This window comes from Streptomyces sp. NPDC048297 (assembly GCF_043201585.1).
Lineage (GTDB): Bacteria > Actinomycetota > Actinomycetes > Streptomycetales > Streptomycetaceae > Streptomyces.
In genome coordinates, this window is sequence record NZ_JBICZA010000024.1 from 19,025 (window position 1) to 43,923 (window position 24,899).

Genomic DNA, 24,899 nt, shown 5'->3' on the forward strand with positions numbered 1-24,899 from the left:
CGGACCACTCCCGAAAGCCGACCCATGCCGTCGAACCGTCCCACCCATGACACCCACTCCGCCCCGACCGGGGGAAACGCGCTGCACCGGCTCATCCACGGCGCCTGTGAACCGGCCTTCCGCACCGGCCTGCACAAGGCCCTCGCCGCGACCCCCTTCCGCACCGCCGTGGAACCGGACGACCGCGATGCGTACCTGGACACGCGCCTGCGCGATGTGTCCCGGGCCCTGCCTCCCGCACACCGCCTGCTGAACGACCCCGATCGGCTCGCCGAACTCATGGCGTGGACCGGCGTCGCCGACCCGCGTCTGTGCATGAACCTTGTGACCCACCTCGTGCTGGGGCAGGGCAGCATCTCCCGGTTCGGTGCGGACGAGGCGGAGCTGACATCGGTACGCGAGGAACTGGAGCGAGGAGACGCGAAATGCGGCTACCTCATCACCGAGGCCGGCAACGCCAACAGCCACCTGGCGACCCGGACGACAGCCGTCTTCGACCCCGAGACCCGTACCTTCGCCCTGCGCACCCCGGACGACGGCGCGGCGAAGTTCGGCGGGGTGTCGTCGTTCCCCGGCCGCCGCCTGGCCGTCGTACTCGCCCGGCTACGGACAGGGCAAGAGGAACACGGTGTGTACCCCTTCCTGGTGGAACTCGCCGACGACCGGGGCCTTCGGCCCGGCGTCCGCCTCTCCCCGCCGATGCCTCTCACCGACCTGCCACTGAACTACGTCCTGGTGAGCTTCGACGACGTGAAGGTGCCCTACAGCTGGTGGCTGCGGGACGACGCGACCATCGACAGCGGAGGAACCCCGCGGGATCCACTCGGATCCGAGGCCGCCAGGCTCCAGCGCACCCTGAGCGTGGGAAGGGAACTGTGGGCCACGCTCCCGGCCGCCGCCGCGGCCCAGACCCGCCAGTCCGCCGTCCTCGCGCTGCACTACGCACGCGGCCGCCGCACTCAGGCGCGGCTCGCTCCGGGTACCCCCCTGTTCGAGTTTCCCGGCCAACGCCACGCCATACTCGGCGCCCTGGCCGAAGCGTTCGCGCTGACGTGCGCCGCCGCGCGGGCCCGCGACGTACTTCGCACCGTTCAAGCCCCCGACGAGGGGGGAGAGCGCTCCGTGGACGAGATGGAGTTCTCTCCCTGGGCCGCGGTCAGCCGCTCCCTGTCCGCGTACAAGGCGCACGCCGCCCGGACCGCATCCCGCGTCATCGCCCACTGCCAGAGCCTGTGCGGATACTCCGGACTCCTCGACGCCAACCGGCTGGCCGGCTACCACGGGTTCCTGCGGGCCTTCGACCCGGCGGGCGGCGACAGCCAGCTGATCTACTACGACCTCGGACAGCGCCTCGCCGACGAAGTCGGCTCCACCCCCCTCGGTGACATCGCACGGCCCCGTGACGTCACCGACGTCCACTGGTGGCCCGCGGTACTACGGGCCCACGAACGCGGCCTCGCCGTGCGGCTGCGCCAGGCCCGTGACGCCCGGCTCGCCGAGGGACACGACGACTTCGGGGTATGGGGACCCCTGCTCGAACTCGCCGGCGAACTGGGCGAGACGTACGCCGCACGGCTCGCGGCGGACGACGTGGCCTGGGCCGTGCAGCGGTTCGTGGAACCGGACGACGTGCCCGCGCATGAAGCGTTCACCACCCTCGCCGCCCTGAACGCGACCAGGGCGGGCGCGCACTGGGCGGGGCGGCTGCTGACCGCGGGAACCGTCTCCCGACAGGAGATGAGCGCCCTGGCCGAATCCGCCGACCAGCTCTGCGAGCGACTGCTCCCCCACCTGCCGCAGCTGGAGGAAGCGTTCGCGTACCCCGACGACATCGTCCACGCACCGTCGGCCCCCGCCGAAGCGGCCGGGCCCCCGCACACCACCCCCGGTCAGGAGAACGACCTCTCATGAGCACAGCCCCCGGCATCGGCGTCCTCGGCATGGGCAGCCACCTGCCCACGAGAATCCGCACGAACAAGGAGATCACGGACACCTTGGGTCTCCCGTCCGGCTGGATACTCGAACGCACGGGTATCCGCGAACGACGCGTCGCGGCAGCGGACGAGGCAGCCTCCGACATGGCGGCGGCCGCGGTCCGCAGCGCCCTGGAGGCCGCTGGACGCGACCCCTCGGATCTCGGGCTGCTGGTCTGCGCGACCTCCACACCCGATGAACTCGGCCCGTCCACCGCCTGCCGGATCCAAGGGCTGCTCGGCGCCAAGCAGGCGGTCGCCTTCGACGTGGCGGCCGCCTGCTCCGGCTGGCTGTTCGCCGCGAAAACGGCCCACGACTGGCTCCGCCAAGCGCCTGGCACCGGATACGCGGCGGTCGTCGGCGTCGAGGCGTACTCGAAGTTCCTCGCTCCCGGCGACCGCGGCACCTCGGTCCTGTTCGGCGACGGCGCCGCCGCCGCGATCCTCGGTCCCGTGCCCGCCCAGGAAGGCTTCGGCGACTTCCACTTCGGTTCCGACGGAACACTTGCCGACTGGGTGCTCATCCCTGGAGGCGGCAGCAGACGACCCGCCAGCCCCGACACCCTCGGCCAGGGCGACCACTACATCCACATGGACGGCCGGGCTGTCAGCCGCTTCATCCAAGAGACCTTCCCCCGCCTCGTCCACGGCGCCCTCGCCCGCAACAACCTCACCCTCGACGACATAGACTGCGTGATCGCCCACCAACCGAACCCCATCCTGCTGCGCACGTTGGGTGATCAGCTCGGAATCGGCGACGACCGCATGATCATTGTCGGCGACGAGGTGGGCAACATCGGCTCGGCCAGCGCCCCCTACGCCCTGACGGCCGCCGCCGACCGCCACGCGCTCCGGCCCGGCGACCGCGTACTCATCACCGTCTTCGGCGCCGGCATGACATGGGGCAGCGCCTTGCTGAACTGGTCCGGGGCCCCAGCCGTCAGCGCCGCCCCGGCGCGGACGGCCGACTGAGCGGACGGCCGACTGAGCGGACGGGAGACTGAGTGGCCGACTGAGCGGACGGGAGACTGAGCGGCCGACTGAGCGGACGGCGGCTCGGGCCGGGACGCGACGGCGGGACCGGCGCGTCCACCAGCTCTCGTACACAACAGCCCTCCGGTACAAGGGAATTGGTCGAACGGGCGGCGTCGATGCTTGTGGCAGTTGCCGAGGTCGACTGCCGGCCCGGCGCGGCGTATCTCTAGGTGAGCAGTCAGGCGGTGCCTCGGCCGCTTGCCCGTCAACGACTCCAGCGGAGCATCCATGGATCTGGCCCATCCTCTCCTCACCCTCGATCCGCTCGCCCGGGACATCCAGGCCGAAGGCCGGCGGTTGCGCGCCCTGGGTCCGATGGTCCCGGTGGAACTCCCCCAGGGTGTGCCCGCCTGGGCTGCCACCGACCACGAGACGGTCAGCTCGGTGCTTCACCATCCGGACCTGCTCAAGAACCCCAAGAACTGGCGTGCGTACACCGAGGGGAAGATCCCTCCGACATGGCCGCTGCTGGGCATGGTCGTGGCCGAGACCATGCTCAACTACGACGGCATGGACCACATGAGAGTGCGCTCTCTCGTACAGGCGGCCTTCACCCGGGCACGCATAGAGGCGCTGCGCCCACGGATCGAGGACATCGTCGCCGGTCTGCTCGACCAGCTCGCGGGGACCGAGCCCGGCACGTCGACAGACCTGCGCAGCCGGTTCGCTTCCCGCCTGCCCATGGAGGTCATCTGCGAGCTGTTCGGTCTTGACGACGCGGCCGCCCGCGATCGGCTCGCCTCGGACATGGACGCGCTGCTGGACAGCCGTACCAGCGGCGAGCGGATTCTGGCGGCGCTGGAAGGCGTCCAGAACGTGACGAGCGACCTGCTGATGCGCAAGCGCGAAGAGCCGGGGGAGGACCTGACGACGGCGCTGATCGCGGCGCGGGACGAGGACGAGGACCGGTTGTCCGAGAAGGAACTCGGAGACACCCTGTTCCTGATGCTGCTGGCCGGACACGAGACCACACAGAACCTCATCACCAACGCGGTGAAGAATCTGCTGCAGCATCCCGATCAACTGTCCCTCGTCCGTGAGAAGACCGTCGGCTGGTCCGCTGTCGTGGAAGAGACCTTGCGACGGGACGGACCGGTCAATTGCGTGCTGTTCCGCTACGCGGCGAAAGACCTTGAGCTCGCGGGCCGGCTCATACGCACCGGAGAACCCGTCCTCGTCTCGCTGGCCACGACCGGACGGGACCCGGACGCCGTGCCCGACCCCGACGCCTTCCTGCTGGACAGACCGGACGGCAGCCGCCGCCACCTGGCCTTCGGCCATGGCCCGCACTTCTGCCTGGGCGCCCCGCTCGCCCGGCTGGAGGCCGAGGTGGCTCTTGAGGCACTGTTCGCCCGTTTCCCCGAGCTGTACTGCCCGGTCGATCTCGACTCGCTCGAGCCGGTGCCTTCGCTGTCGACGAACTGTGTTCGTGAGCTGCCGGTCGTTCTCACCTGACACCGGGCACGACGAGTGGGCCGGGTTCTACGACTGGGCCGGGGTCGGGCTGACTTCCCGTACACACCATTGCCCGGTCGTCCCATGTCGGACGAGGTGGACGCCTGCGATGTCGTGCCCCCATGAGCTCGCGGCACGCACGGCGGTCTCCCGCGCCTTCGGATCCAGCCCCTTCAGAGAGCGTTGAGTCCGTTTCTGGTAGCGGCCGCGACCGGGTTGTTCGATGGGTCCCTGGCGGACAAGTCGTCCCAGGCGGGAGCGGGTGACGTTTATCAAGGGCTCGTCGGTAGGCAGACCCGAGGTGCTCGTGCGGATCGCGGACGCGGAACACCTTCTTTGGGTGCTCGTTGAACGTGGTCACGATGGGCTGGTGCGGGTCGCGGTGACGGGCGACACCACATCAGTACCTGCCTGATCTGTTTCTGCGTGGCTTGTGGTGCGGTGGCATGGGGCCGCCCGCCCGGGAGTTGCCAGAAGCTTCCGGGCAGGCGGTCGGCGGGGGGTTGGGTGGGTGTGGGGGTCAGTTCCAGAAGTCGTGGTGGACTTCGCGGGCCTCGGGCAGGTCGATGGGGCCGAGCACCGGGAGGGCGCGCTGGCCGGCGTTGAAGACGTCGCGGCAGGGCAGGGCCATGGTGGGGTTCTCCGCGTTGGCGCCGGTCATGGCGAGGAGTTCGTCCTCGCCGAGGGCGTAGACGACGCGGCCGATGTTGCCCCAGTAGATGGCGCCGGAGCACATCGCGCAGGGTTCGGTGCTGGTGTAGAGGGTGCAGGTGCGCAGGAAGTCGGCGTCGTACTTCTGGGTGGACAGGCGGACGAGGTTGGTCTCGGCGTGGCCGGTGGCGTCGCTGTCGGTGGTGACCGTGTTCTCCGCCTGGAGCAGGACGGTGCCGTCGGGGCCGGCCAGGAGGGCGCCGAAGGGGTGGTTGCCGCGGTCGCGGGAGCGCTGGGCGACGGTGACGGCGGTGCGCAGGTGGGCGAGGTCGGTGGCGGAGGGAGAGAAGGAGGGGGAGGGGGTTTCGGCTTTGGGGTGGACGGTGGTCATGCGGGGATCTCCTCAGGGTTGGTAGGGGAGTTGAGGTGCCTGCGCGTGCGTGTGGTGCGGGTGAGCAGGAGGTGGGTGAGCCCGGCGGTCGTGAAGGCGACGGCCGCGGCGTAGGGGCCGAGGGACGGGTGGTGGTCGGCGAGGGGGCCGGTGAAGACGCCGGGCTGGCTCATGAACGGGATCGCCGCGGCGATGCCGAGCAGCCAGGTTGCGAAGCCCGCGCCGAAGCGGGGCGTCTCCCCGTCCGAGGGGGCGGGGGCGGAGTAGTGGTGGACGAGCATGACGGCGATCCAGGGGGCGATCCAGTTGCCGAGCAGGATGAGGAAGTTCTGGAAGGACTCCCAGTAGTCGCCCTGTCCGGCCGCCCAGCCGATCGCGGAGCCGATCGCGGAGCCGATCGTGCCGACCACCAGGACGGCCTGCCAGCGGGCCATCCTGACCCCGACCACCAGCCAGGCCATCGCGCCGGAGTAGCAGTCCAGGCAGGAGGAGGTGATGGTCGAGATGCCCAGGGCGAGCATGGTGAGTGCCCCGAGGGCGGGTGGCAGGACGTTGTTGACCAGGTCGGTGGGGGTGCCGACGAAGGTGAGCGTGCCGATGGCCGCGCCCAGGCTCGCGATCCACACCGAGCCCAGCAGTGCCCCGCCGAAGGCGTTGCGGACGAGTCTGCCCGGTGGTGTGTCGCGCGGCAGGTAGCGGGTGTAGTCGGCCGCGTAGGAGGAGAAGCTCAGCGAGCGCGCGGCCTGGACGGCGCCGGCGACCGCGTCGACCTCTACCTCGCCTGCGCCCTCCCCGGCGACCCGCCCACCTAGGCGTTCGGTGGCATCGGGCGGGCGGGTACGGGGAGTTGGTCCGGCCAGGGGAAGGTGTAGCGGGGGTTGCCGCCGCGGCTCAGGCGTACGAAGCGGAGGAGTTCGCGGACGATGCCCGCGTTGCCCATGGCCCAGCCGGTGGCCGGTTCGAGGTCGCTCGGGGTGGCCCGGTGCTCGACGTTGGACCAGCGGGCGCCGGCGCCGTCGCGGAGGGCGCGGGCGGTGAGGTCCGCGACGAGGACGTGGGCGAAGTCGTACGGGTCCCGCTGTTCGGCGATCCGGTCGCAGGCCAGGGCGAGGACGCCCGCGGTGCCGCAGCAGCGGCCGTTGTTGTCCCAGAAGCCGGGGCGAAGGCGGCGGGGCAGGCCGGAGTGGGTGACCGTGTGCCAGCAGCGGTCGGCGAGGGCGGACCAGGCGGGGTCGGCCGTGACGTCCCGCAGGATCCGGAAGGCCTGGGCGTCGCCGGCCGGGCCGTGGCACCAGCCGTAGCTGACGGGATCGACCACGTCGGGGCGGTGCTGAGGGGTGGAGTGCGGCACCAGGAAGCCCTCGGGCCCCGCTTCGTCACGGGCGACGACGTCCGCGGCGCCGGCCAGCGCCAGTTCGACCAGGTCGGCGCGGCCGGTCGCCTCGCCGACCCGGGCAAGTGCCAGGACGATACCGAGCGTTCCGTGCGAGACGTGGTGCAGACGGGAGTCGATTCCGGGGCGGTGGGCCCACTGGACGCCCGCCGGGGTCTGCTCCGCCGTGCGCAGATACGGCTCCAGGGCGAGGACGGCGAGTTCGGGGTCGCCGGACAGGAGTGCGCCGAGGCCGATGCCCGCGTTGCCGCCCATCAGTTCGAACAGTTCGCCCCAGCGGGTGCCGTCGAAGCGTGACCGTACGAGTTCCAGCGTGCGGTCCGCGGCGGCGCCGGCGGCCGTGTCGCCCAGTTCGTCGTGAACTGCCCGCAGGACGAGGGCTGTTCCGGTGCGGCCGAAGTAGAGGGAGTCGTCGTCGGCGCCGTCGACGGATTCCGCGAGGCTCCGGGCCGCGCGCACGGCGGTGTCGGCGTAGGAGTCGTCGCCGAAGTGCCGCCAGGCGTCCAGGAGTACGGGGATGTTGCCGGCCGTGCCGTTGTAGAGCATGGGGTCGGCGTCGTCGTCCGACGGCTTGGTCGTCCACGCGAGGCCGCCTCCGGCGGTTTCGCGTGCCGCCGCGGTCAGCCACCTCAGCCCGTCCACCGCGAGTTCCTCGACGTCCCCGATGTCCCCGACGTTCCCGATGTCCCCGATATTCCCTATGCCCTCGCTCGCTACGACCTTGATTTCTGGTGCCGTCATGGGCCCACCCTCGCGTGATCTTCCGGGCCCGTCCAGAGGGGGGAGGAGAGGGAGGGGCGGGGGCGAGGTGGGGTGGGGATTTCCCCCGGTGGTGGGGCGGTCAGCCGGGCGACCGTGCCGGGGTCCTGAGCGCGCCGCTCACTCGATCGGGGTCGCCCCGCATGCCGGAGCGCGGGAAGGGGCGTGCACTGGGATCGCGGCGCGTTGTCGGCATGAGTGCGAGGCAGACCCCATGGTGCATGAGGATTCCGTTCCGTCCCGGCGTCCGTACGGGTCCCGGCGCCCCGCTCCGTCGCGGCGTTCGCTGCTGCGGGGCACCGCGGCGGCCGGGCTGCTCGCCTCGGTGCCCGGGGTGGCCCTGTCGGGCTGTTCCGCGGCGACGCGGACGGAGACCGCGGAGGCGCGGCCCCGGCAGGACCGGTCGGCCTCGGGTGCCGGGCTCACGTCCAACGGGTACGGGCACACCGACGCCGACTTCGTCCGGGTGGGGCTGCGGCGCGACAGCGTCGAGATCTGGGAGGACGGGTTCCGCACCGCCGCCGACAACGGCGATCCGAGCGTCTTCGAGTGGTGGTACGCCGACTTCACCGGCAGCGACGGCACGGTCGTGTCCTTCACCCTGCACACCCGGGTGAACGACGGCTTCGTACCGGCGCCGGGCGAGACCGGGCGCAGGCCGGCGGCCTCCGTCATCGTGACCGACCCGGACGGCACCAGCCACGGAGGCTCCCACACCTACGGCTGGGACGAGTTCACCGCCTCGCAGGAGCGCTGTGACGTGCGCGTGGGGCCCTTCAGCATGACCGGTGACCTGAGGACGTACCGGCTGCGGGGGCAGTCGGGCGACGTGGGCGTCGACCTGACGCTGACCAGCCTGGTGCAGCCGTTCCGCCCCGGCACCGGTGTCCTCTACCTCGGGGACACGAACATGTACCTGGGCTGGCTGTGCGCGGTGCCGTCCGGGACCGTCACGGGCACCGTCACCGTGAAGGGCGAGCAGCGCCCGTTCTCCGGGCACGGGTACCACGACCACAACTGGGGCAACGAGCCGTTCCCCTCCTACGTCGATCACTGGCGCTGGGGCCGCGGCAGCGTCGGCGTGTACTCGGTGATCGGCGCCGACATGCATCTGCGCGAGGAGTACGACTCCGCGTTCGTCCCGGTCCTCATCGTCGACGACACCCGTACGGGCACGCGCCTGGTCGGCGCCTTCGACCCACGCATGGTCACCGCCCGCGAGTCCGACCCCGTGCCGCACGCCGACCCGGCGTTCCCGCGGGACTACTACAGCAAGGTCCACTGGTCCTACCGCACCGGCGGCGACAACGCGGACTGCACCTTCACGGACACCGACCGGCTGGTCGTCAGCAGGCGGTACGCCGCCGATCCCACCCCCGCCCAGCGGGCCGCCCTCGACAGGCTCGGCACCGACCGGATCTGGTACACCCGGTACGCCACCACGAACGACCTCAGCCTCGACGTCGGCGGCACCCATGCCTCGGGCTCGGGGACGGGCACCCTCGAAGCCGCGCAGTTCGGCCTGGGCACCGCCCCGCCGAAGACCACGCAGTGACGGAACCCGCCGACGGCACCTGTGGAAGACACCCGCCGAAGGCATCTGCTGACGACCGGGCCGGTCACAGGCCCACGTCGCGGCTGCGGAAGTCGGCCAGGGACTCCCGGCGGACCAGCAGGCGGGCGAGGCCGTCGCGGACGGCGACCACCGGCGGGCAGCCGACCAGGTTGTAGGCGGAGGCCATGGACAGGTGGTACGCGCCCGCGACGGGTACGGCGAGCAGGTCGCCGGGGCGGATGTCGGCGGGCAGTTCCACGTCGGCGGCGAGCACGTCGCCGGCCTCGCAGTGCCGGCCCACGACGGTCACCCGGGCAGGGGCCCCGGTACTGTGCCGGCCGACCAGCCGGGGCTGGTAGCGGACGCCGTACAGGGCGGGGCGCGGGTTGTCGCTCATGCCGCCGTCCACGGCCACGAACACGTTCTCGCCCGTGTGCTTCACGGACAGGACGTGGTAGAGGGCGACTCCTGCGGGGCCCGCGATCGCCCGGCCCGGCTCGATGATCAGGCGCGGCACGGGCAGCCCGGCGCCGGCGCACGCGTCGGCGAGTTCGGCGCGGACCTTGCGGGCCAGTGCCGTCAGGTCCAGGGCCGCCTCACCGGGGCGGTAGGCGATGCCGTGGCCGCCGCCGAGGTCGAGTTCGGGCAGGACCAGTCCGTGCTGCTCGTGCAGGCGGGTCATCAGGCCGACCATGCGGCGTACGGCGACCAGGTACGGCTTGACGCTGGTGATCTGGGAGCCCAGGTGGCAGTGCAGGCCGGTGAGGTGGAGCTGCGGTTGGTCGAGTATGCGGGCGATGGTGTGCTGGGCGTAGCCGTCGGCGATGGACAGGCCGAACTTCTGGTCGTCCGTGCCGGTGTGGATCTTCTCGTGGCCGCCCGCGCTGATGCCGGGGACGACCCGGACCATCACCTTCTGGTGACCGTCGGGGCCGACGGCGGCGGCCAGCCGTGCGATCTCCGAGGGGCTGTCGATGACGATGCGGCCGACGCCGAGCCGCAGGGCGGTGTCCAGGTCGCGTGGCGACCTGGCGTTGCCGTGCAGCACGATCCGCTCGGGCGGGAAGCCGGTGGTGACGGCGAGTTCCAGTTCGCCGGCGGAGCAGACGTCCAGGCCGAGGCCCTCCTCGTCCATCCAGTGGGCCATGGCCCGGCACAGGAACGCCTTGGCGGCGTAGAGGACGTCGGCCTCCGGGAAGGCGTCCTTGTAGGTGCGGCAGCGGTCGCGGACCTCGGCCTCGTCCAGGACGTAGACGGGGGTGCCGAAGCGGTCGGCGAGGTCGGCGAGCGGGACGCCGCCCACCGCGAGGTCGCCGTGCGGGGACCGGGCGGTCGAGGCCGGCCACACCGACAGTTCGGCGGACGGGGTGGCGGTGCCGGGTTCATGAACGGTGGTCATCGTGCGGACCTCTCTCGGTCTCAGGCGATCCGCAGCGCGCGGACGGGCGCGGGGGCGGAGGCGGAGGCGGAGGTGGAGGCGGAGGTGGAGAACCGGGAGCCGGACCTGCCGGCGGAGGCCGCGGCGGCCGTGGCGGCCGTGGATCCCTCGACGGCCTGAGCCACCGGTGCGAGGGCCGGGGCGGGGGCGGGGGCCGGGGCGGTGAACAGCGGGTCCACCGTGACGGCGGCGATGCCCAGCGGGGCGGTGAGCGCGCGCAGCGCGGGTTCGGCGAGGCGTATCCACGCCTGGCCGGGGGCGAGGGTGGCGGTCAGCCGCCGCTCGGAGGTGAAGGCGACGGCCGTACGGTCGCCGACCGGTGTGCGAAAGAGCCGGGCCGCACACCCGGAAGGGCCCGGCCGGACCGGGACGTACAGGGGTCCGGCCGGGAACCGATCGGAGGGTTCGGGGTCGTCGCCGTACAGGACTTCTGCCATGGGGTGCCTCCCGGAGGCATGGTGCGCGGGGAGTGTGCGCGGGGAGTGGGCCGGGCCCCGGCCGCGGGGAGGCGGACCGGGGCTCGCCGTCGACGGTATGCCCGCGGTCCGGGGGATCCGGGCAACCCCTGACGGGACGCTGACGGCGTCGCGGACGACCTTGACGGGACGCTGACGTGCTGGTCGCAGGGCGTGGAAGGGGCCGTCAGAAGCGCGCCAAGAACGGGCGTTGCCCCTGTTCGGGAGCGTAGGAGCGGGAGTGGGATGGAGGGGTCCCGAAGAGGACCGCCGGCCGGAACCCCGGGCCGGAACCTCCGGCGGCCGAACTCCGGCCCGCGTACGCAGAACGGTGGAAACGATGTCCGAGTCCCGCCCGTGCTCAGCCGCTCGTGTCGTGGTCGGGGTGAGCGGCTCGCTGGGCAGCCTCACCGCGCTGACCCGGGCGGCCGAGGAGGCCCGCGGCCGGGGAGCGGAACTGTGGCCGGTGCTGGCCTCGGAGCCGCCCGGAGGGGATCTGGCCGCGCGCCGTTCCCCGGCCGCGTCCGTCATGGTGGAGGAGTGGGAGCGGCTGGCGCGGGAGCGGCTGGTCACGGCGCTGGGCGAGGTGTTCGGCGGCGCCGGCTCCGGGCTGCGCGGGCGGGCGTTGATCGCCCGGGGCGCCCCGGGGCATGCGCTGGTCGCGCTCGCCGACCGGGACGACGACATCCTCGTCGTCGGCGCCGGCCGCCGCGACCTGCTGCACCGCACCCTGCTCCCCTCGGTCGGCCGCTACTGCCTCACCCACGCCGGCTGCCCCGTCCTCGCGATACCCCCCTCCCCCCTCCAGGCCGACCTGACCTCCCTCCACCGCCGCAACACGTGGGGCCTCCGCCTGAACACCACCCACCTGCAACGCGAGTTGCACACAGCAAGGCCGGAAGCCTGAGACCGACGGGCCCGCACATCAAAACCAACAGCACCCCACCCCCCAGGGGCGCGGGGAACTGCGCGCCCAACCACACCCCACCCACACCCACACACCCCCACAAGCCCCCCACCCCGACGAGGCCACCCATCACGACCAACAGCACCCCAACTCCCCAGGGGCGCGGGGAACTGCGCGCCCAACCACACCCCACCCACACCCACACACCCCCACAAGCCCCCCGCCCCCTCCCCTCCCTCAACTACCCCCGCCCCGCCGCCGTCCGCACGACAAGCACCATGGTGAGCCCACCCCCCGGCGTATCCTCGGAGAGCACCGTGCCGCCGACCGCCTCGACGAACCCCCGCGCCACCGCGAGCCCGAGGCCGACGCCGACGCCGACCCCGCGGGGCGAGTCGCCGTAGCGCTGGAAGGGCTCGAAGATCCGGTCCTTGGCCTCGTCCGGGACACCCGGTCCGCGGTCGACCACCCGCACCTCGACCCGGTCGCCGAGCGCACTCGCGGACACCAGGACGCGCTGTCCGGGCGGGCTGTACTTGACGGCGTTCTCCACGACGTTGGCGACGGCCCGCTCCAGCAGCCCCCGGTCGACGGCGACCATGGGCAGTGTCTCGGGGATGTCCAGCTCCACGCTGTCCTCGGGCACCCCGCCGAGCGCCATGGGCACGACCTCGTCGAGGTCGGTCTCCCGGATGACGGGTGTGACCGTGCCGGTCTGCAGGCGGGACATGTCCAGCAGGTTGCCGACGAGGTGGTCGAGCCGGTCGGCGCCCGTCTCTATGGCTTCCAGCAGGTCCGCCCGGTCCTGCTCGGACCAGGCCACGTCGTCGGAGCGCAGCGAGGAGACGGCGGCCTTGATCCCGGCGAGCGGGGTGCGCAGGTCGTGGCTGACGGCGGCGAGCAGTGCCGTGCGGATGCGGTTGCCCTCGGCGAGCGCGCGGGCCTGGTCGGCCTCCTCCCGCAGGCGCCTGCGGTCCAGCACGACGACGGCCTGCGTGGCGAACGCGGCCAGGACCCGCCGGTCGGCGGCCGGCAGCACGCGTCCGCGCAGGGACAGTGCCATGTGGTCGCCGACCGGCACGTCGACGTCGGCGGCCTCGGGCGTGTCCGCGGGCCGGGGTCCGGCGCTGCCGGCACAGGTCCAGGGGGCCTTCTCGCCGGTGCGTTCCAGCAGGGCCGCCGACTCCATGCCGAAGGTCTCGCGGACCCGTTCGAGCAGTTCTTCGAGGCTCGTCTCGCCGCGCAGGACGTTCCCGGCGAGGAAGGAGAGGATCTCGGACTCGGCGCGCAGCCGGGCCGCCTGGTGGGTGCGCCGGGCGGCGAGGTCGACCACGGAGGCCACGGACACGGCGACCCCGACGAAGATCGCGATGGCGACGATGTTCTTCGGGTCGGCGATCGTCAGGGTGTGGACGGGCGGCGTGAAGTACCAGTTGAGCAGCAGGGATCCGACGACCGCGGAGGCCAGTGCCGGGAAGAGGCCGCCGAGCAGGGCCGCGGCGACCGTGAAGGTCAGGTACAGCAGCATGTCGTTGGCGAGTCCGACGGCCGGCGCGACGCCGGTGAGCAGCCAGGTGAACAGCACCGGGCCCAGCACGCCGACGAGCCAGCCCGCGATCACGCGGGAGCGTCCGAGCCGTGCCCCGCGCGCGACCGGCAGTCCGCGTCCCTTGCCCACCTCGTCGTGCGTGATGAGGTGGACGTCGAGGTCGGGTCCGGACTCGCGGGCGACCGTGGAGCCGACGCCGGGCCCGAACATGTACTGCCAGGTCCTGCGCCGGGAGACGCCGAGGACGATCTGGGTGGCGTTGACGCCGCGGGCGAAGTCGAGGAGGGCGGCGGGTATGTCGTCGCCGACGACATGGTGGAAGGTGCCGCCCAGGTCCTCCACCAGGGTGCGCTGCAGAGCCAGTTCCTTCGGGGAGGCACCGGTCAGGCCGTCGCTGCGCGAGATGTACACGGCCAGGACCTCGCCGCCCGCGCCCTTCTCCGCCAGCCGCGCGGCACGCCGTATCAGCGTCCGGCCCTCCGGACCACCCGTCAGACCCACCACGATCCGCTCACGCGAACCCCAGATCTTCGACACCCGGTGCTCACTGCGGTACGCGTTCAGGTACTCGTCGACCCGGTCCGCCACCCACAACAGCGCCAGCTCCCGCAACGCCGTCAGATTCCCCGGCCGGAAGTAGTTCGACAACGCCGCGTCGACCTTGTCCGGCTGGTAGATGTTCCCGTGCGCCATACGACGCCGCAGCGCCTGCGGCGACATGTCCACCAGCTCGATCTGGTCCGCCCGCCGCACCACCTCGTCCGGGACCGTCTCCCGCTGCCGCACCCCCGTGATCGACTCCACCACATCACCCAGCGACTCCAGATGCTGGATGTTCACCGTGGACACCACATCGATCCCGGCCGCCAGCAACTCCTCCACGTCCTGCCACCGCTTCGCGTTACGCGAACCCGGAATGTTCGTATGAGCCAGCTCGTCCACCAGAGCGACAGCCGGAGCACGACGCAGCACCGCGTCCACATCCATCTCGGTGAAGGTGCTGTCCCGGTACTCGATCTCCCGGCGCGGAACCTGCTCCAGGCCGTGCAGCATCACCTCCGTGCGCGCGCGGCCGTGGTGCTCGACGAAGGCGACGACACAGTCGGTGCCGCGCTCCACACGGCGGTGCGCCTCGGACAGCATCGCGTAGGTCTTGCCCACGCCCGGTGCCGCGCCCAGGTAGATCCGGAGCTTGCCGCGTCCCATGTCATCCCTCGAAGCGATAGCCCATGCCGGGCTCGGTGATCAGGTAGCGGGGGTGCGACGGGTCCGTCTCCAGCTTGCGGCGCAGCTGCGCCATGTACACCCGCAGATAGTTGGTCTTGTTGCTCTGCGAGACGCCCCAGACCTCCTGGAGAAGGTGCTTCTGGGTGATCAGGCGGCCGGGGCTGGTCACCAGGATCTCCAGCAGATGCCATTCGGTCGGGGTCAGCCGGACGTCCCGGCCGGCGCGGACGGCCTTCTTGGCGAGCAGGTCGATGGTGAAGTCGTCCGTCTCGACCCGGGTGGTCTCGGGGACGAGCGGAGTGTCCTCGGTGCGGCGGACGGCGGCCCGGAGCCGGGCCAGCAGCTCGTCCATGCTGAACGGCTTGGTGATGTAGTCGTCGGCGCCCGCGTCGAGCGCGGCCACCTTCTCGTCGGACGCCTGCCGTGCGGAGAGGACCATGATCGACACACGGGTCCAGCCGCGCAGCGCCCTGATGACCTCGACGCCGTCCATGTCGGGCAGGCCGAGGTCCAGCAGCACCACGTCGGGCTGGCGCGCGGCGGCGAGCCGCAGGGCCGTGGCCCCGTCGGGGGCGGCGTCGACGCCGTAGTGACGAGCCTGCAAGTTGATGACGAGGGCCCGTACGAGTTGCGGGTCGTCCTCCACCACAAGCACCCGGGTCATGGGTGTGTGCCTCTCCTGTCATGCCTGCGGGAGTTGGCACCCGCAGGGCGCCAACTCCCGTCGTGAATCGCGTAAGGCCGTCACGAGCAAGGCCGTCACGAGCAAGGCCGTCGCACGTAAGGCCGTCACGCGAAACGCCGCCGCACGTAAGGCCGTCACACGTAAGGCCCTCACGCGCAAGGCCGTCACTTCCTGGCCACGAGGTCCTTGAGCGCGATGTTGAGTTTCAGGACGTTCACCTGCGGCTCGCCGATGAACCCGAGGGCGCGGCCCTGGGTCTGGTCCTTGACGAGCTTCTCCACCTGCGCGACCGGCAGGCCGTTCTTCACGGCGACCCGGTGGACCTGGAGTTCGGCGTACTGCGGGGAGATGGCCGGGTCGAGTCCGGAGCCGGAGGAGGTGACGGCGTCAGCGGGGACGTCGGACGGCTTGACGGGGTAGCCGGGGACCGAGTTGTCCTTGACGACGGCGGCCTTGGCGTCCTCGACCTGCTTGATCAGCACCTTGTTGTCGGCGGCGAGGTTGGTGGCGCCCGACAGGATCAGCTTGTACCGCGTGTTGATGCTGTTGCCGCCAAGTCCGTTGGCAGGGCGTCCCTGGAACCACTTCAGGTCGGGGTCCGGGGTCTCCTGGCCCTTCTTCAGCGGCAGGTTGTACGACTGCCCGATCAGGGACGAGCCGACGACCTTGCCGTCCGCCCTGATCTCCGAGCCGTTCGCCTTGTCGCCGAACAGTGCCTGGGCGACACCGGTGACGACCAGCGGGTAGAGGACGCCCGTCACCAGGGTCAGTACGAGGAGGGCGCGCAGGCCCGCCCCGAGCAACCGGGCGGTGTTCGTTACGGAGTTGTTCATGGCGATCAGCCGATCCCGGGGATGAGGGAGATGAGAAGGTCGATGATCTTGATGCCGACGAAGGGCGCGATCAGGCCGCCGATGCCGTAGATCCCGAGGTTGCGGCGGAGCATCTTGTCGGCGCTGAGCGGCCGGTACCGCACACCCTTCAGGGACAGCGGCACCAGCGCGATGATGATCAGCGCGTTGAAGACGACGGCCGACAGGATCGCGGAGTTCGGCGAGGACAGCTGCATGACGTTCAGCTTGTCCAGACCCGGGTAGACCGCCGCGAACAGCGCCGGGATGATCGCGAAGTACTTGGCGACGTCGTTGGCGATGGAGAACGTGGTCAGCGCGCCGCGCGTGATCAGCAGCTGCTTGCCGATCTCGACGATCTCGATCAGCTTGGTCGGGTTGGAGTCGAGGTCGACCATGTTGCCGGCCTCCTTGGCGGCCGACGTACCGGTGTTCATCGCCACGCCGACGTCCGCCTGGGCCAGCGCGGGCGCGTCGTTCGTGCCGTCACCGGTCATGGCGACCAGCTTGCCGCCGGCCTGCTCCCGCTTGATGAGGGCCATCTTGTCCTCGGGAGTCGCCTCGGCGAGGAAGTCGTCGACGCCCGCCTCCTCGGCGATCGCCTTGGCGGTCAGCGGGTTGTCACCCGTGATCATGACCGTCTTGATGCCCATGCGGCGCAGTTCCTCGAACCGTTCCCGCATGCCGTCCTTGACGACGTCCTTGAGGTGGATGACGCCCAGGACGCGGGCGCCCCGCTCGTCGTGGACGGCGACCAGCAGCGGGGTGCCGCCGGCCGCGGAGATGCGGTGCGCGACGGTGTCGGCGTCCTCGGGGACCGTGCCGCCCTGTTCCTCGACCCAGGCGATGACCGAGGCGGTGGCGCCCTTGCGGATCTTCCGGCCGTCGACGTCCACACCCGACATCCGGGTCTGGGCGGTGAACTCGATCCAGTCGGCGTGCGCCAGCTCACCCTGGTGGCGTTCGCGCAGCCCGTACTTCTCCTTCGCCAGGACGACGACGGAGCGGCCCTCGGGGGTCTCGTCGGCCAGCGAGGACAGCTGGGCCGCGTCCGCGACCTCGGCCTCGGTCGTCCCGCGCACCGGCACGAACTCGGAAGCCTGCCGGTTGCCCAACGTGATGGTGCCGGTCTTGTCCAGCAGCAGCGTGGAGACGTCACCGGCGGCCTCGACCGCGCGGCCGGACATGGCGAGCACGTTGCGCTGCACCAGCCGGTCCATGCCCGCGATGCCGATCGCGGAGAGCAGGGCGCCGATGGTGGTCGGGATGAGGCAGACCAGCAGGGCGACCAGGACGACCATGGTCAGGTGCTGGTGGCTGCCGGCGTTGTTGAAGGCGAAGTCGGCGAACGGCGGCAGGGTCGCCACCGCGAGCAGGAAGACGATCGTCAGGGACGCCAGCAGGATGTTCAGCGCGATCTCGTTCGGCGTCTTCTGCCGGGCCGCGCCCTCGACCAGGTTGATCATCCGGTCGATGAAGGTCTCGCCGGGCTTCGTCGTGATCTTGATGACGATGCGGTCGGAGAGGACCTTCGTACCGCCCGTGACGGCGGAGCGGTCGCCGCCGGACTCACGGATGACCGGGGCGGACTCACCGGTGATCGCCGACTCGTCCACGGAGGCGACACCCTCGGCGACGTCACCGTCGCCGGGGATCACGTCACCGGCCTCGCAGACCACCAGGTCGCCGATCCTCAGCTCGGTGCCGGGCACCTGCTCCTCGGACGCGCCGTCCGCGAGCAGCCGGCGGGCGACCGTGTCGGTCTTGGCCTTGCGCAGGGTGTCGGCCTGCGCCTTGCCGCGGCCCTCGGCGACCGCCTCGGCCAGGTTGGCGAAGACCACGGTCAGCCACAGCCAGACGCTGATGGTCCAGCCGAACCAGTCGCCGGGGTGCTGGAAGGAGAAGACGGTGGTGAGGATCGAGCCGACCCACACCACGAACATCACGGGGGACTTGACCATCACCCGCGGGTCGAGCTTGCGGAAGGCGTCCGGCAGGGACCTGACCAGTGCCTTGGGGTCGAACAGGCCCGCGCCGACACGGCCCTCGGCCTGCTTGTGCCCGGTGGGGACGTCGCTGTGCGGCGCCCGGGTGGGAGTGGCTGTGGACATGGAGTCCTCTGAGTTCTCGGTACGGCTGGTCATCACGCAAGCCCTTCAGCGAGCGGGCCCAGCGCGAGGGCGGGGAAGTACGTGAGGCCGGTGATGATCAGGATCGCGCCGACCAGCAGTCCGGTGAACAGCGGCTTCTCGGTGCGCAGGGTGCCCGCGGTCTCCGGGACCGGCTTCTGCTCGGCGAGCGAGCCGGCGAGCGCCAGGACGAACACCATCGGCAGGAAGCGGCCCAGCAGCATCGCGAGTCCGGTCATGGTGTTGAACCAGTCGGTGTTCGCGTTCAGGCCGGCGAAGGCCGAGCCGTTGTTGTTCGCGGCCGAGGTGAACGCGTACAGCACCTCGGAGAACCCGTGGGCGCCCGGGTTGAGCATCGAGTGCGGCGGGGTCGGCAGGGCCATGGAGGCGGCCGTGAAGACGAGGACCAGGGTGGGGGTGATGAGGATGTAGCAGGCGGCGAGCTTCATCTCGCGGCCGCCGATCTTCTTGCCCAGGTACTCGGGGGTGCGGCCGACCATCAGACCGGCGATGAACACCGCGATGACCGCCATGATCAGGATGCCGTAGAGGCCGGAGCCGGTGCCGCCGGGCGCGATCTCGCCCAGCATCATGCCGAGCATGGTGATGCCGCCGCCGAGGCCGGTGAAGGAGGAGTGGAAGGAGTCCACCGCGCCGGTGGAGGTGAGCGTGGTCGACACGGCGAAGATCGACGAGCTGCCGACGCCGAAGCGGACCTCCTTGCCCTCCATCGCCCCGCCCGCGGCCTGCAGCGCCGCACCGTGGTGGGCGAACTCGGTCCACATCATCAGGGCGACGAAGCCCAGCCAGATCGTGAACATCGTGGCGAGGATCGCGTAGCCCTGCTTCACCGAGCCGACCATCACGCCGAAGGTGCGGGTCAGCGCGAACGGGATGACCAGGATCAGGAAGATCTCGAAGAGGTTGGTGAAGGGGGTGGGGTTCTCGAAGGGGTGGGCGGAGTTGGCGTTGAAGTAACCGCCGCCGTTGGTGCCCAGCTCCTTGATCGCCTCCTGGGAGGCGACCGCGCCGCCGTTCCACTGCTGCGAGCCCCCCATGAACTGGCCGACCTCGTGGATGCCGGAGAAGTTCTGGATCGCGCCGCAGGCGACCAGGACCACCGCGGCGATCGCGGCACCCGGCAGCAGGATGCGCAGCGTGCCGCGCACCAGGTCGGACCAGAAGTTGCCCAGCTCACCGGTGCGGGAGCGGGCGAAGCCGCGCACGAGGGCCACGGCCACGGCCATGCCGACGGCGGCGGAGACGAAGTTCTGCACGGCCAGACCGGCGCTCTGCACGACGTGCCCCATGGTCTGCTCGCCGTAGTACGACTGCCAGTTCGTGTTGGTCACGAAGGAGACGGCCGTGTTGAACGACTGCGCCGGGTTGACCGAGGAGAAGTGCAGCGAGCCGGGCAGGACGCCCTGGAGCCGCTGCAGCAGGTACAGGAACAGCACGCTGACGGCGGAGAAGGCGAGGACACCGCGCAGGTAGGCGGGCCAGGTCATCTCGGTGTCGGGGTCGGCGCCGATGCCCTTGTAGACCCACTTCTCCACGCGCAGGTGCTTCGGGGAGGAGTAGACCCGGGCCATGTAGGTGCCGACGGGGACGTAGACCAGCGCCAGCGCGCCTATGAGGGCGAGCAGCTGGAGCACGGTGGCGAGTACGGGACCCATGAGATGTCTCAGAACCTCTCCGGGTAGATCAGGGCGAGGACGAGATAACCCAGCAGGGCGACGGCCACGACGAGGCCGACGATGTTCTCGGCGGTCACAGCTTCGTCACCCCCTTGGCGACGAGGGCCACCAGCGCGAAACCCGCGAGCACGGTGACGACGAAGGCCAGATCGGCCATCGCGAACTCCTGGAGTGAGGTTCGGTTGAAACGGACGCTTAGAAGGAAAACCCCTGGATGGCCGGATCCGACCGGCCGTTGACGGCTCCCTTACGGCGCCGCGTACGCCTTTGACGGGACTCTTACGAGGTTGACTCGTACCGGTGGGTAAAGCCTGGTGACGATCTGTGACCGGCGTCACGGCAGCCGGAAACGCAGCCTGCAGATCACGGCATTCGTCTCGCGGCGCACCGCGTGGGCGACGACCGCGCCCCACTGGTTCTGCAGCAGCCTCCCCCACGCTCGGCTTCGCTCGCGCGGGGGCACCCCCAGCCACAGCCGCTCCGGCTCCGTCTCCGGGATCAGCACGGTCACCCGGGTACCCGGCTCGGCGGCGGACACGTCACGGACGTACGCGGCGATGGGACGGCCCAGGCCGCGCCGCTCGCAGGACAGCCGCACCGGCTCCACGCCCGGGTCCCAGTCGGCCCAGGCCCGCTCCAGGGCGTGCAGCTGGACCCGGTCCTCGGGGTCCGGGTAGCAGACGGTCACCGCGCGGACCTCGTCGCCGAGGGAGGCGGCCGCGGTGAGCGCCTCGGAGGTCAGCCGGGTCAGGGAGGAGACGGGGACGATCACCAGCGAGCGTTCGCGGTGCGGGGCCCGCGGGATCCGGCCGAGGCCGAGCCGCTCGCCGATCCGGCCGTAGGCGCGGTGCACGGTCTCGAAGGCGGCCACGAGCAGCGGCAGGGCGATCACGATCAGCCAGGCGCCCTCGGTGAACTTGCTCGCGGTGACGACGACGGCCGCGACGCCGGTGAGGACCGCGCCGAAGCCGTTCAGCAGCGCCTTCCCGCGCCGGCCGGTGCCATTTTGGCCGGTGCCACGCTCCAGGAACCAGTGCCGGACCATGCCCACCTGGGCGATGGTGAAGCCGACGAAGACCCCGATCGCGAACAGCGGCACCAGGGTGTTGGTGTCGCCGCCGGAGAAGACCAGCAGGGCCGCCGAGACCAGGGCGAGGGCCAGGACGCCGTGCCGGTGCACCTGGCGGTCGGCCTTGAGGGCGAAGACGTGCGGCAGGTAGTTGTCACGGGCGAGCAGCCTCAGCAGGACCGGCAGGCCGCCGAAGGACGTGTTCGCCGAGTTGGCGGACTGCGCCAGGGCGGCCGTGCGGTGGACGCGGGTGAGGTGGGCCTCGTCCGTCACCGTCACGACCTCCAGCCGGCGGGCCCGCGCCGCCAGTTGGGCGACGACCGTGCCGACGGCCAGCAGGAGCACCGCAGTCTCGGCGTCGGCGGACGCGGTGATGTCGAAGGAGCGGTAGGGCGGCGTGAGGAAGAAGTCGTACCAGGCCGCCGCCGACAGCGCGCCCACGGCACCCGCCGTACGGCTGCCCAGCGCGGCCACCGCGACCACCGCCACGACGAGGACGAGCGCCGCGTTCGCGTGCGTGAGCGTCGTACGGAACGGGACGAGCGCGAGGGCCACCAGGAACGGGGCGGCCAGGGCTGCCACCAGGGCGATGCGGTCGCGCACCGGCCAGGTGCGGTGCGGGGCGCGGGTCTCTCCGCGGTGATGCTGCTTGCGGATACCGGTCACGGTGCTCATCACGCACCTCCTACGCTCTCTGCCGACTCTCCAGGCTCTGCTGGCTACGCCGGCTCTGTGGGCTCTGTGGGCTCCGTGGGCTCTGTGGGCTCTGTGGGCTCTGCCGGTCGGTCGGTGCGGGCCGGGTGGCGATCGGCAGGGACACGACCATCGTGAGGCCCCCGCCCGGCGTGTCCTCCGGGGTGAGGGTGCCGCTCATGGCCTCGGTCAGTCCCCGGGCGAGGGCCAGTCCGAGGCCGAGTCCGGTGGTGTTGTCGGTGTCGCCGAGCCGCTGGAACGGCTCGAACATCCGCTCGCGCCCGTCGGCGGGCAGCCCGGGTCCCCGGTCCACGACCCGCAGCTCCACCCGCCCCGCCAGGGCGCTGGCGGTGACCAGTACCTTCTTCCCGGCCGGCGTGTACCGGGCGGCGTTGCCGACCAGGTTGGCGATCACCCGTTCCAGCAGGGGCGGGTCGGCGAGCACGGAGGGGATGTCCTCCAGGTCGGCGACCTCGACCTCCGGCACGTCGGCCAGCGCCATCGGGAGCACCTCCTCCAGGCAGGCGGCCCGCAGGTTCAGGGTGAGGGCGCCGGCCTCCAGGCGGCTGAGGTCGAGGAGGTTCTCCACCAGGCGGTTCAGCTTGGCCATGGACTCGTCGGCGGTGGCGAGGAGTTCGTCGCGGTCCTCGTCGGAGAAGGCGACGTCGCGGCTGCGCAGCGAGGTGACGGCGGCCCAGCCGGCGGCGAGCGGGGTGCGCAGGTCGTGGCCGACGGCCCGCAGCAGGGCCGTGCGCAGCCGGTCGGCGGCCTTCACCGGCTCCACCTCGGCCGCCGCCTCGGCGAGCCGGGCCCGCTCGACCGCGGAGCCGACGTGCGCGGCGAACGCGGCCAGCACCCGCCGTTCGGAGGAGGAGAGCGTACGGCCGGTCAGGGCGAGGTGGGCGCCGGATCCGGCGGGTACGGCCGTCACCCCGGCCGTGTCGACGGCTTCGTCCACCAGGTCCGCCGACTCCATGCCGAAGGTCTCGCGGGTGCGCTCCAGCAGGGCCGGGATGGTGGCCTCGCCGCGCACGATGCTGCCGGCCAGCGACGACATGGTCTCCGCCTCGGCCGTCGCCCGCGCGGAGCGCCGGGACAGCCTGAGCGAGCGGTCGACGACGGCGGCGACGGTGGCGGCCACGACCGCGAACACCGCGAGGGCCAGCAGCGCGTTGGGATCGTTCAGCGTGAACTGGCCGACGGGCGGGATGAACCAGTAGTTCAGCAGCAACGACGCCGTCACCGACGCGATCACCGCCGAGGCGACCCCGCCTATGCAGGCCACGCCCACCACGGCGAGCAGGAACAGCAGTGCCTCGCTGGTCAGGTTCAGGGTGCCGCGCGACTGGGTGAGGCCTGCCGTGAGCAGCACGGGCAGCACCAGTCCGGCGACCGGGCCGGCGATCAGGCGGGCCGTCGACAGTGTCCGGCGCCGCGAGGGCAGGAGGGTGCCGAGCCCGGCCCGCTCGTGGGTGACCCGGTGCACGTCGATGTCCCCGGACAGTTCGGTGACGGTCTCCCCGGTGCCGGGCCCGGTCAGGAACCGGGCGAGCCGGCCACGGCGGCTGGTGCCGAGGACCAGTTGGGTGGCGTTCTCGGCGCGGGCGAAGTCCACCAGGGAGGTGGCCACGTCGTCGCCGACCACGCAGTGGTAGCTGCCGCCGAGGTCCTCCACCAGCCGGCGCTGGCGGGCCAGCGAGGCGTGCGAGACGCCGGCGGCGAGGCCGTCGCTGCGGGCCACGTGCACGGCGAGCAGGTCACCGCCCGCCGACCGGTCGGCGATCCGGGCGGCCCGGCGTACGAGCGTGTCGCCCTCCGGGCCGCCGGTCAGGGCCACGACGACCCGCTCCCGGGTCTCCCAGACCCGGCCGATGCCGTGCTGGGAGCGGTACTCCTGGAGTGCCTCGTCGACCCGGTCGGCGACCCACAGCAGCGCCAGCTGACGCAGCGCGGTGAGGTTGCCGGGCCGGAAGTAGTTGGCGAGGGCGGCGTCGATCTTCTCCGGGGCGTAGACGTTGCCGTGCGCCATGCGGCGACGCAGGCCCTCGGGCGGCATGTCCACCAGCTCGATCTGCCAGGCGCGTCGTACGACCTCGTCGGGCACGGTCTCGTGCTGGGGCACCCCGGTGATCTTCTCGACCACGTCGCTCAGCGACTCCAGGTGCTGGATGTTCAGGGCGGTGATCACGTCGATGCCCGCGTCGAGCAGGGCCTCGATGTCCTGCCAGCGCTTGGGGTTGCGGCCCTCGCCCGGGATGTTGCTGTGCGCGAACTCGTCGACGATCGCGACCTGGGGGCACCGGGCCAGGACGGCGGGCAGGTCCATCTCCTGGAACCGGCCACCCCGGTGGACGCACGGCGCCCGGGGGACCGACTCCAGACCGGCGAGCATCGCCTCCGTGCGCGGGCGCCCGTGGCACTCCGCGAGTCCCACCACCACGTCCGCCCCGCGGGCGGCGCGGCGCCGGCCCTCGTCGAGCATCCGGTAGGTCTTGCCGACCCCTGGGGCAGCTCCGAGGTAGATCTTCAGTCGTCCGGGCCGTACGTCACTCATCGCCGCTGACGCGCTCCGCTCGCTCGGCCGACTCCTCTGTGCGGGAGGGCTTCTTCCTCCAAGGAAGCGGGTTCGTGGGGCGGCGGGGTCTATTGTTAGCGCTTCCTTGGCGCTGCTGTCGGGCACCTTGACGCTGTCTTGACGTGAGTGGCTCTGGCCCAGGGCTTGTGTGGGATCCCGCTGACGATGTCCCGACGCCTGCTCTGCAGCCTGCGCCCTTCTTGGCTTGTCTCAGGTTGTGTCCGCGGACCTCGGTCTCACGACCGTGTCCAGGTCCTCGGCGCGACGGGAGGACCAGTCCTGCCGTTGACGGTACTGACGGCGGCGTGGTCCATCCCGTTCCGGCGGAACGGCAGAGTCTGCGTACGAGGCTCGTACTCGTCATCAGCCAGCGGAAGCTGAGCGTTTATGGCGTAGTCCCTGTCGCTTCTTC

General features: G+C 71.5%; 16 protein-coding genes and 2 pseudogenes. 5 read left to right on the forward strand and 13 right to left on the reverse strand.

Annotation, left to right across the window (positions count from 1 at the left end):
• Positions 1 to 24 precede the first annotated feature (24 nt).
• The 3 genes from ACGFYV_RS24680 to ACGFYV_RS24690 all read left to right on the forward strand — a co-directional run bounded on the left by ACGFYV_RS24680 (position 25) and on the right by ACGFYV_RS24690 (position 4,463).
• Positions 25 to 1,911, forward strand: coding sequence for an acyl-CoA dehydrogenase (locus ACGFYV_RS24680; protein ID WP_393880616.1), 1,887 nt, complete (start codon positions 25 to 27; stop codon positions 1,909 to 1,911).
• Positions 1,908 to 2,945: a 3-oxoacyl-ACP synthase III family protein gene (locus tag ACGFYV_RS24685; protein WP_393880617.1), complete on the forward strand. Its 1,038-nt coding sequence runs from the start codon at positions 1,908 to 1,910 to the stop codon at positions 2,943 to 2,945. Before ACGFYV_RS24680 ends, ACGFYV_RS24685 begins: the two co-directional genes overlap by 4 nt.
• A 291-nt stretch (positions 2,946 to 3,236) precedes the next feature.
• A complete protein-coding gene (locus ACGFYV_RS24690; RefSeq protein ID WP_393880618.1) occupies positions 3,237 to 4,463 on the forward strand; it encodes a cytochrome P450 in 1,227 nt (408 codons plus the stop codon).
• Between the two features lie 520 nt (positions 4,464 to 4,983).
• On the opposite strand, the gene ACGFYV_RS24695 is transcribed toward ACGFYV_RS24690, so the two are convergent.
• From ACGFYV_RS24695 to ACGFYV_RS24705, 3 genes are read right to left on the reverse strand one after another with little or no spacing between them, the layout of a single operon-like run.
• Positions 4,984 to 5,505 (reverse strand): nucleoside deaminase, encoded by a 522-nt coding sequence (locus tag ACGFYV_RS24695; RefSeq protein ID WP_393880619.1) that lies wholly within the window; start codon positions 5,503 to 5,505, stop codon positions 4,984 to 4,986.
• Positions 5,502 to 6,365 (reverse strand): hypothetical protein, encoded by an 864-nt coding sequence (locus ACGFYV_RS24700; RefSeq protein WP_393880704.1) that lies wholly within the window; start codon positions 6,363 to 6,365, stop codon positions 5,502 to 5,504. The genes ACGFYV_RS24695 and ACGFYV_RS24700 overlap by 4 nt, the downstream gene beginning before the upstream one ends.
• Complete coding sequence (locus ACGFYV_RS24705; protein WP_393880620.1) at positions 6,314 to 7,639, reverse strand: lanthionine synthetase LanC family protein; 1,326 nt, start codon at positions 7,637 to 7,639, stop codon at positions 6,314 to 6,316. The genes ACGFYV_RS24700 and ACGFYV_RS24705 overlap by 52 nt, the downstream gene beginning before the upstream one ends.
• A gap of 232 nt (positions 7,640 to 7,871) precedes the next feature.
• On the opposite strand from ACGFYV_RS24705, the pseudogene ACGFYV_RS24710 reads away from it, so the two are divergent.
• Positions 7,872 to 8,672 (forward strand): annotated as a pseudogene (locus ACGFYV_RS24710) (hypothetical protein); the annotation flags it as partial.
• 604 nt (positions 8,673 to 9,276) lie between these two features.
• On the opposite strand, the gene lysA reads toward ACGFYV_RS24710, so the two are convergent.
• Together lysA and ACGFYV_RS24720 are read right to left on the reverse strand one after the other, a co-directional pair.
• Positions 9,277 to 10,611 (reverse strand): diaminopimelate decarboxylase, encoded by a 1,335-nt coding sequence (gene lysA, locus ACGFYV_RS24715; RefSeq protein ID WP_393880621.1) that lies wholly within the window; start codon positions 10,609 to 10,611, stop codon positions 9,277 to 9,279.
• A 20-nt stretch (positions 10,612 to 10,631) separates the two neighbouring features.
• On the reverse strand, positions 10,632 to 11,087 hold the full coding sequence (locus ACGFYV_RS24720) for an SAV_915 family protein (RefSeq protein ID WP_393880622.1): 456 nt from the start codon (positions 11,085 to 11,087) through the stop codon (positions 10,632 to 10,634).
• Between the two features lie 358 nt (positions 11,088 to 11,445).
• On the opposite strand from ACGFYV_RS24720, the gene ACGFYV_RS24725 reads away from it, so the two are divergent.
• Entirely contained in the window at positions 11,446 to 12,012 is a 567-nt protein-coding gene (locus ACGFYV_RS24725; protein WP_393880623.1) for a universal stress protein, read from the forward strand.
• 241 nt (positions 12,013 to 12,253) lie between these two features.
• Here the strand turns inward: ACGFYV_RS24725 and ACGFYV_RS24730 are convergent, their stop codons facing one another.
• The 8 genes and pseudogenes from ACGFYV_RS24730 to ACGFYV_RS24765 all read right to left on the reverse strand — a co-directional run bounded on the left by ACGFYV_RS24730 (position 12,254) and on the right by ACGFYV_RS24765 (position 24,466).
• On the reverse strand, positions 12,254 to 14,767 hold the full coding sequence (locus ACGFYV_RS24730; RefSeq protein WP_393880624.1) for a DUF4118 domain-containing protein: 2,514 nt from the start codon (positions 14,765 to 14,767) through the stop codon (positions 12,254 to 12,256).
• Position 14,768: 1 nt separating this feature from the next.
• Positions 14,769 to 15,452: a response regulator gene (locus ACGFYV_RS24735; protein WP_393880625.1), complete on the reverse strand. Its 684-nt coding sequence runs from the start codon at positions 15,450 to 15,452 to the stop codon at positions 14,769 to 14,771.
• 185 nt (positions 15,453 to 15,637) lie between these two features.
• On the reverse strand, positions 15,638 to 16,306 hold the full coding sequence (locus ACGFYV_RS24740) for a potassium-transporting ATPase subunit C (protein ID WP_393880626.1): 669 nt from the start codon (positions 16,304 to 16,306) through the stop codon (positions 15,638 to 15,640).
• Positions 16,307 to 16,311: 5 nt separating this feature from the next.
• The gene (gene kdpB, locus ACGFYV_RS24745; RefSeq protein WP_393880627.1) at positions 16,312 to 18,468 is read right to left on the reverse strand and encodes a potassium-transporting ATPase subunit KdpB; all 2,157 of its coding nucleotides are present in this window, start codon (positions 18,466 to 18,468) and stop codon (positions 16,312 to 16,314) included.
• Positions 18,468 to 20,129, reverse strand: coding sequence for a potassium-transporting ATPase subunit KdpA (gene kdpA / locus ACGFYV_RS24750; RefSeq protein WP_393880628.1), 1,662 nt, complete (start codon positions 20,127 to 20,129; stop codon positions 18,468 to 18,470). Before kdpA ends, kdpB begins: the two co-directional genes overlap by 1 nt.
• 8 nt (positions 20,130 to 20,137) lie before the next feature.
• Positions 20,138 to 20,227, reverse strand: coding sequence for a K(+)-transporting ATPase subunit F (kdpF, locus tag ACGFYV_RS24755; RefSeq protein WP_018533641.1), 90 nt, complete (start codon positions 20,225 to 20,227; stop codon positions 20,138 to 20,140).
• A 257-nt stretch (positions 20,228 to 20,484) separates the two neighbouring features.
• Positions 20,485 to 21,798 (reverse strand): annotated as a pseudogene (locus tag ACGFYV_RS24760) (amino acid permease); the annotation flags it as partial.
• Positions 21,799 to 21,904: 106 nt separating this feature from the next.
• On the reverse strand, positions 21,905 to 24,466 hold the full coding sequence (locus tag ACGFYV_RS24765) for an ATP-binding protein (protein WP_393880629.1): 2,562 nt from the start codon (positions 24,464 to 24,466) through the stop codon (positions 21,905 to 21,907).
• Positions 24,467 to 24,899 lie beyond the last annotated feature (433 nt).

Excerpts from the sequence above, each read along its gene's own strand:
- ACGFYV_RS24725 (WP_393880623.1), top strand. The coding sequence starts at position 11,446 with ATGTCCGAGTCCCGCCCGTGCTCAGCCGCTCGTGTCGTGGTCGGGGTG.
- ACGFYV_RS24740 (WP_393880626.1), bottom strand. The coding sequence starts at position 16,306 with ATGAACAACTCCGTAACGAACACCGCCCGGTTGCTCGGGGCGGGCCTG.
- ACGFYV_RS24730 (WP_393880624.1), bottom strand. The coding sequence starts at position 14,767 with ATGGGACGCGGCAAGCTCCGGATCTACCTGGGCGCGGCACCGGGCGTG.
- kdpB (WP_393880627.1), bottom strand. The coding sequence starts at position 18,468 with ATGACCAGCCGTACCGAGAACTCAGAGGACTCCATGTCCACAGCCACT.
- ACGFYV_RS24680 (WP_393880616.1), top strand. The coding sequence starts at position 25 with ATGCCGTCGAACCGTCCCACCCATGACACCCACTCCGCCCCGACCGGG.
- ACGFYV_RS24690 (WP_393880618.1), top strand. The coding sequence starts at position 3,237 with ATGGATCTGGCCCATCCTCTCCTCACCCTCGATCCGCTCGCCCGGGAC.
- ACGFYV_RS24720 (WP_393880622.1), bottom strand. The coding sequence starts at position 11,087 with ATGGCAGAAGTCCTGTACGGCGACGACCCCGAACCCTCCGATCGGTTC.
- ACGFYV_RS24765 (WP_393880629.1), bottom strand. The coding sequence starts at position 24,466 with ATGAGTGACGTACGGCCCGGACGACTGAAGATCTACCTCGGAGCTGCC.
- lysA (WP_393880621.1), bottom strand. The coding sequence starts at position 10,611 with ATGACCACCGTTCATGAACCCGGCACCGCCACCCCGTCCGCCGAACTG.
- kdpA (WP_393880628.1), bottom strand. The coding sequence starts at position 20,129 with ATGGGTCCCGTACTCGCCACCGTGCTCCAGCTGCTCGCCCTCATAGGC.
- ACGFYV_RS24685 (WP_393880617.1), top strand. The coding sequence starts at position 1,908 with ATGAGCACAGCCCCCGGCATCGGCGTCCTCGGCATGGGCAGCCACCTG.
- ACGFYV_RS24735 (WP_393880625.1), bottom strand. The coding sequence starts at position 15,452 with ATGACCCGGGTGCTTGTGGTGGAGGACGACCCGCAACTCGTACGGGCC.
- ACGFYV_RS24695 (WP_393880619.1), bottom strand. The coding sequence starts at position 5,505 with ATGACCACCGTCCACCCCAAAGCCGAAACCCCCTCCCCCTCCTTCTCT.
- ACGFYV_RS24705 (WP_393880620.1), bottom strand. The coding sequence starts at position 7,639 with ATGACGGCACCAGAAATCAAGGTCGTAGCGAGCGAGGGCATAGGGAAT.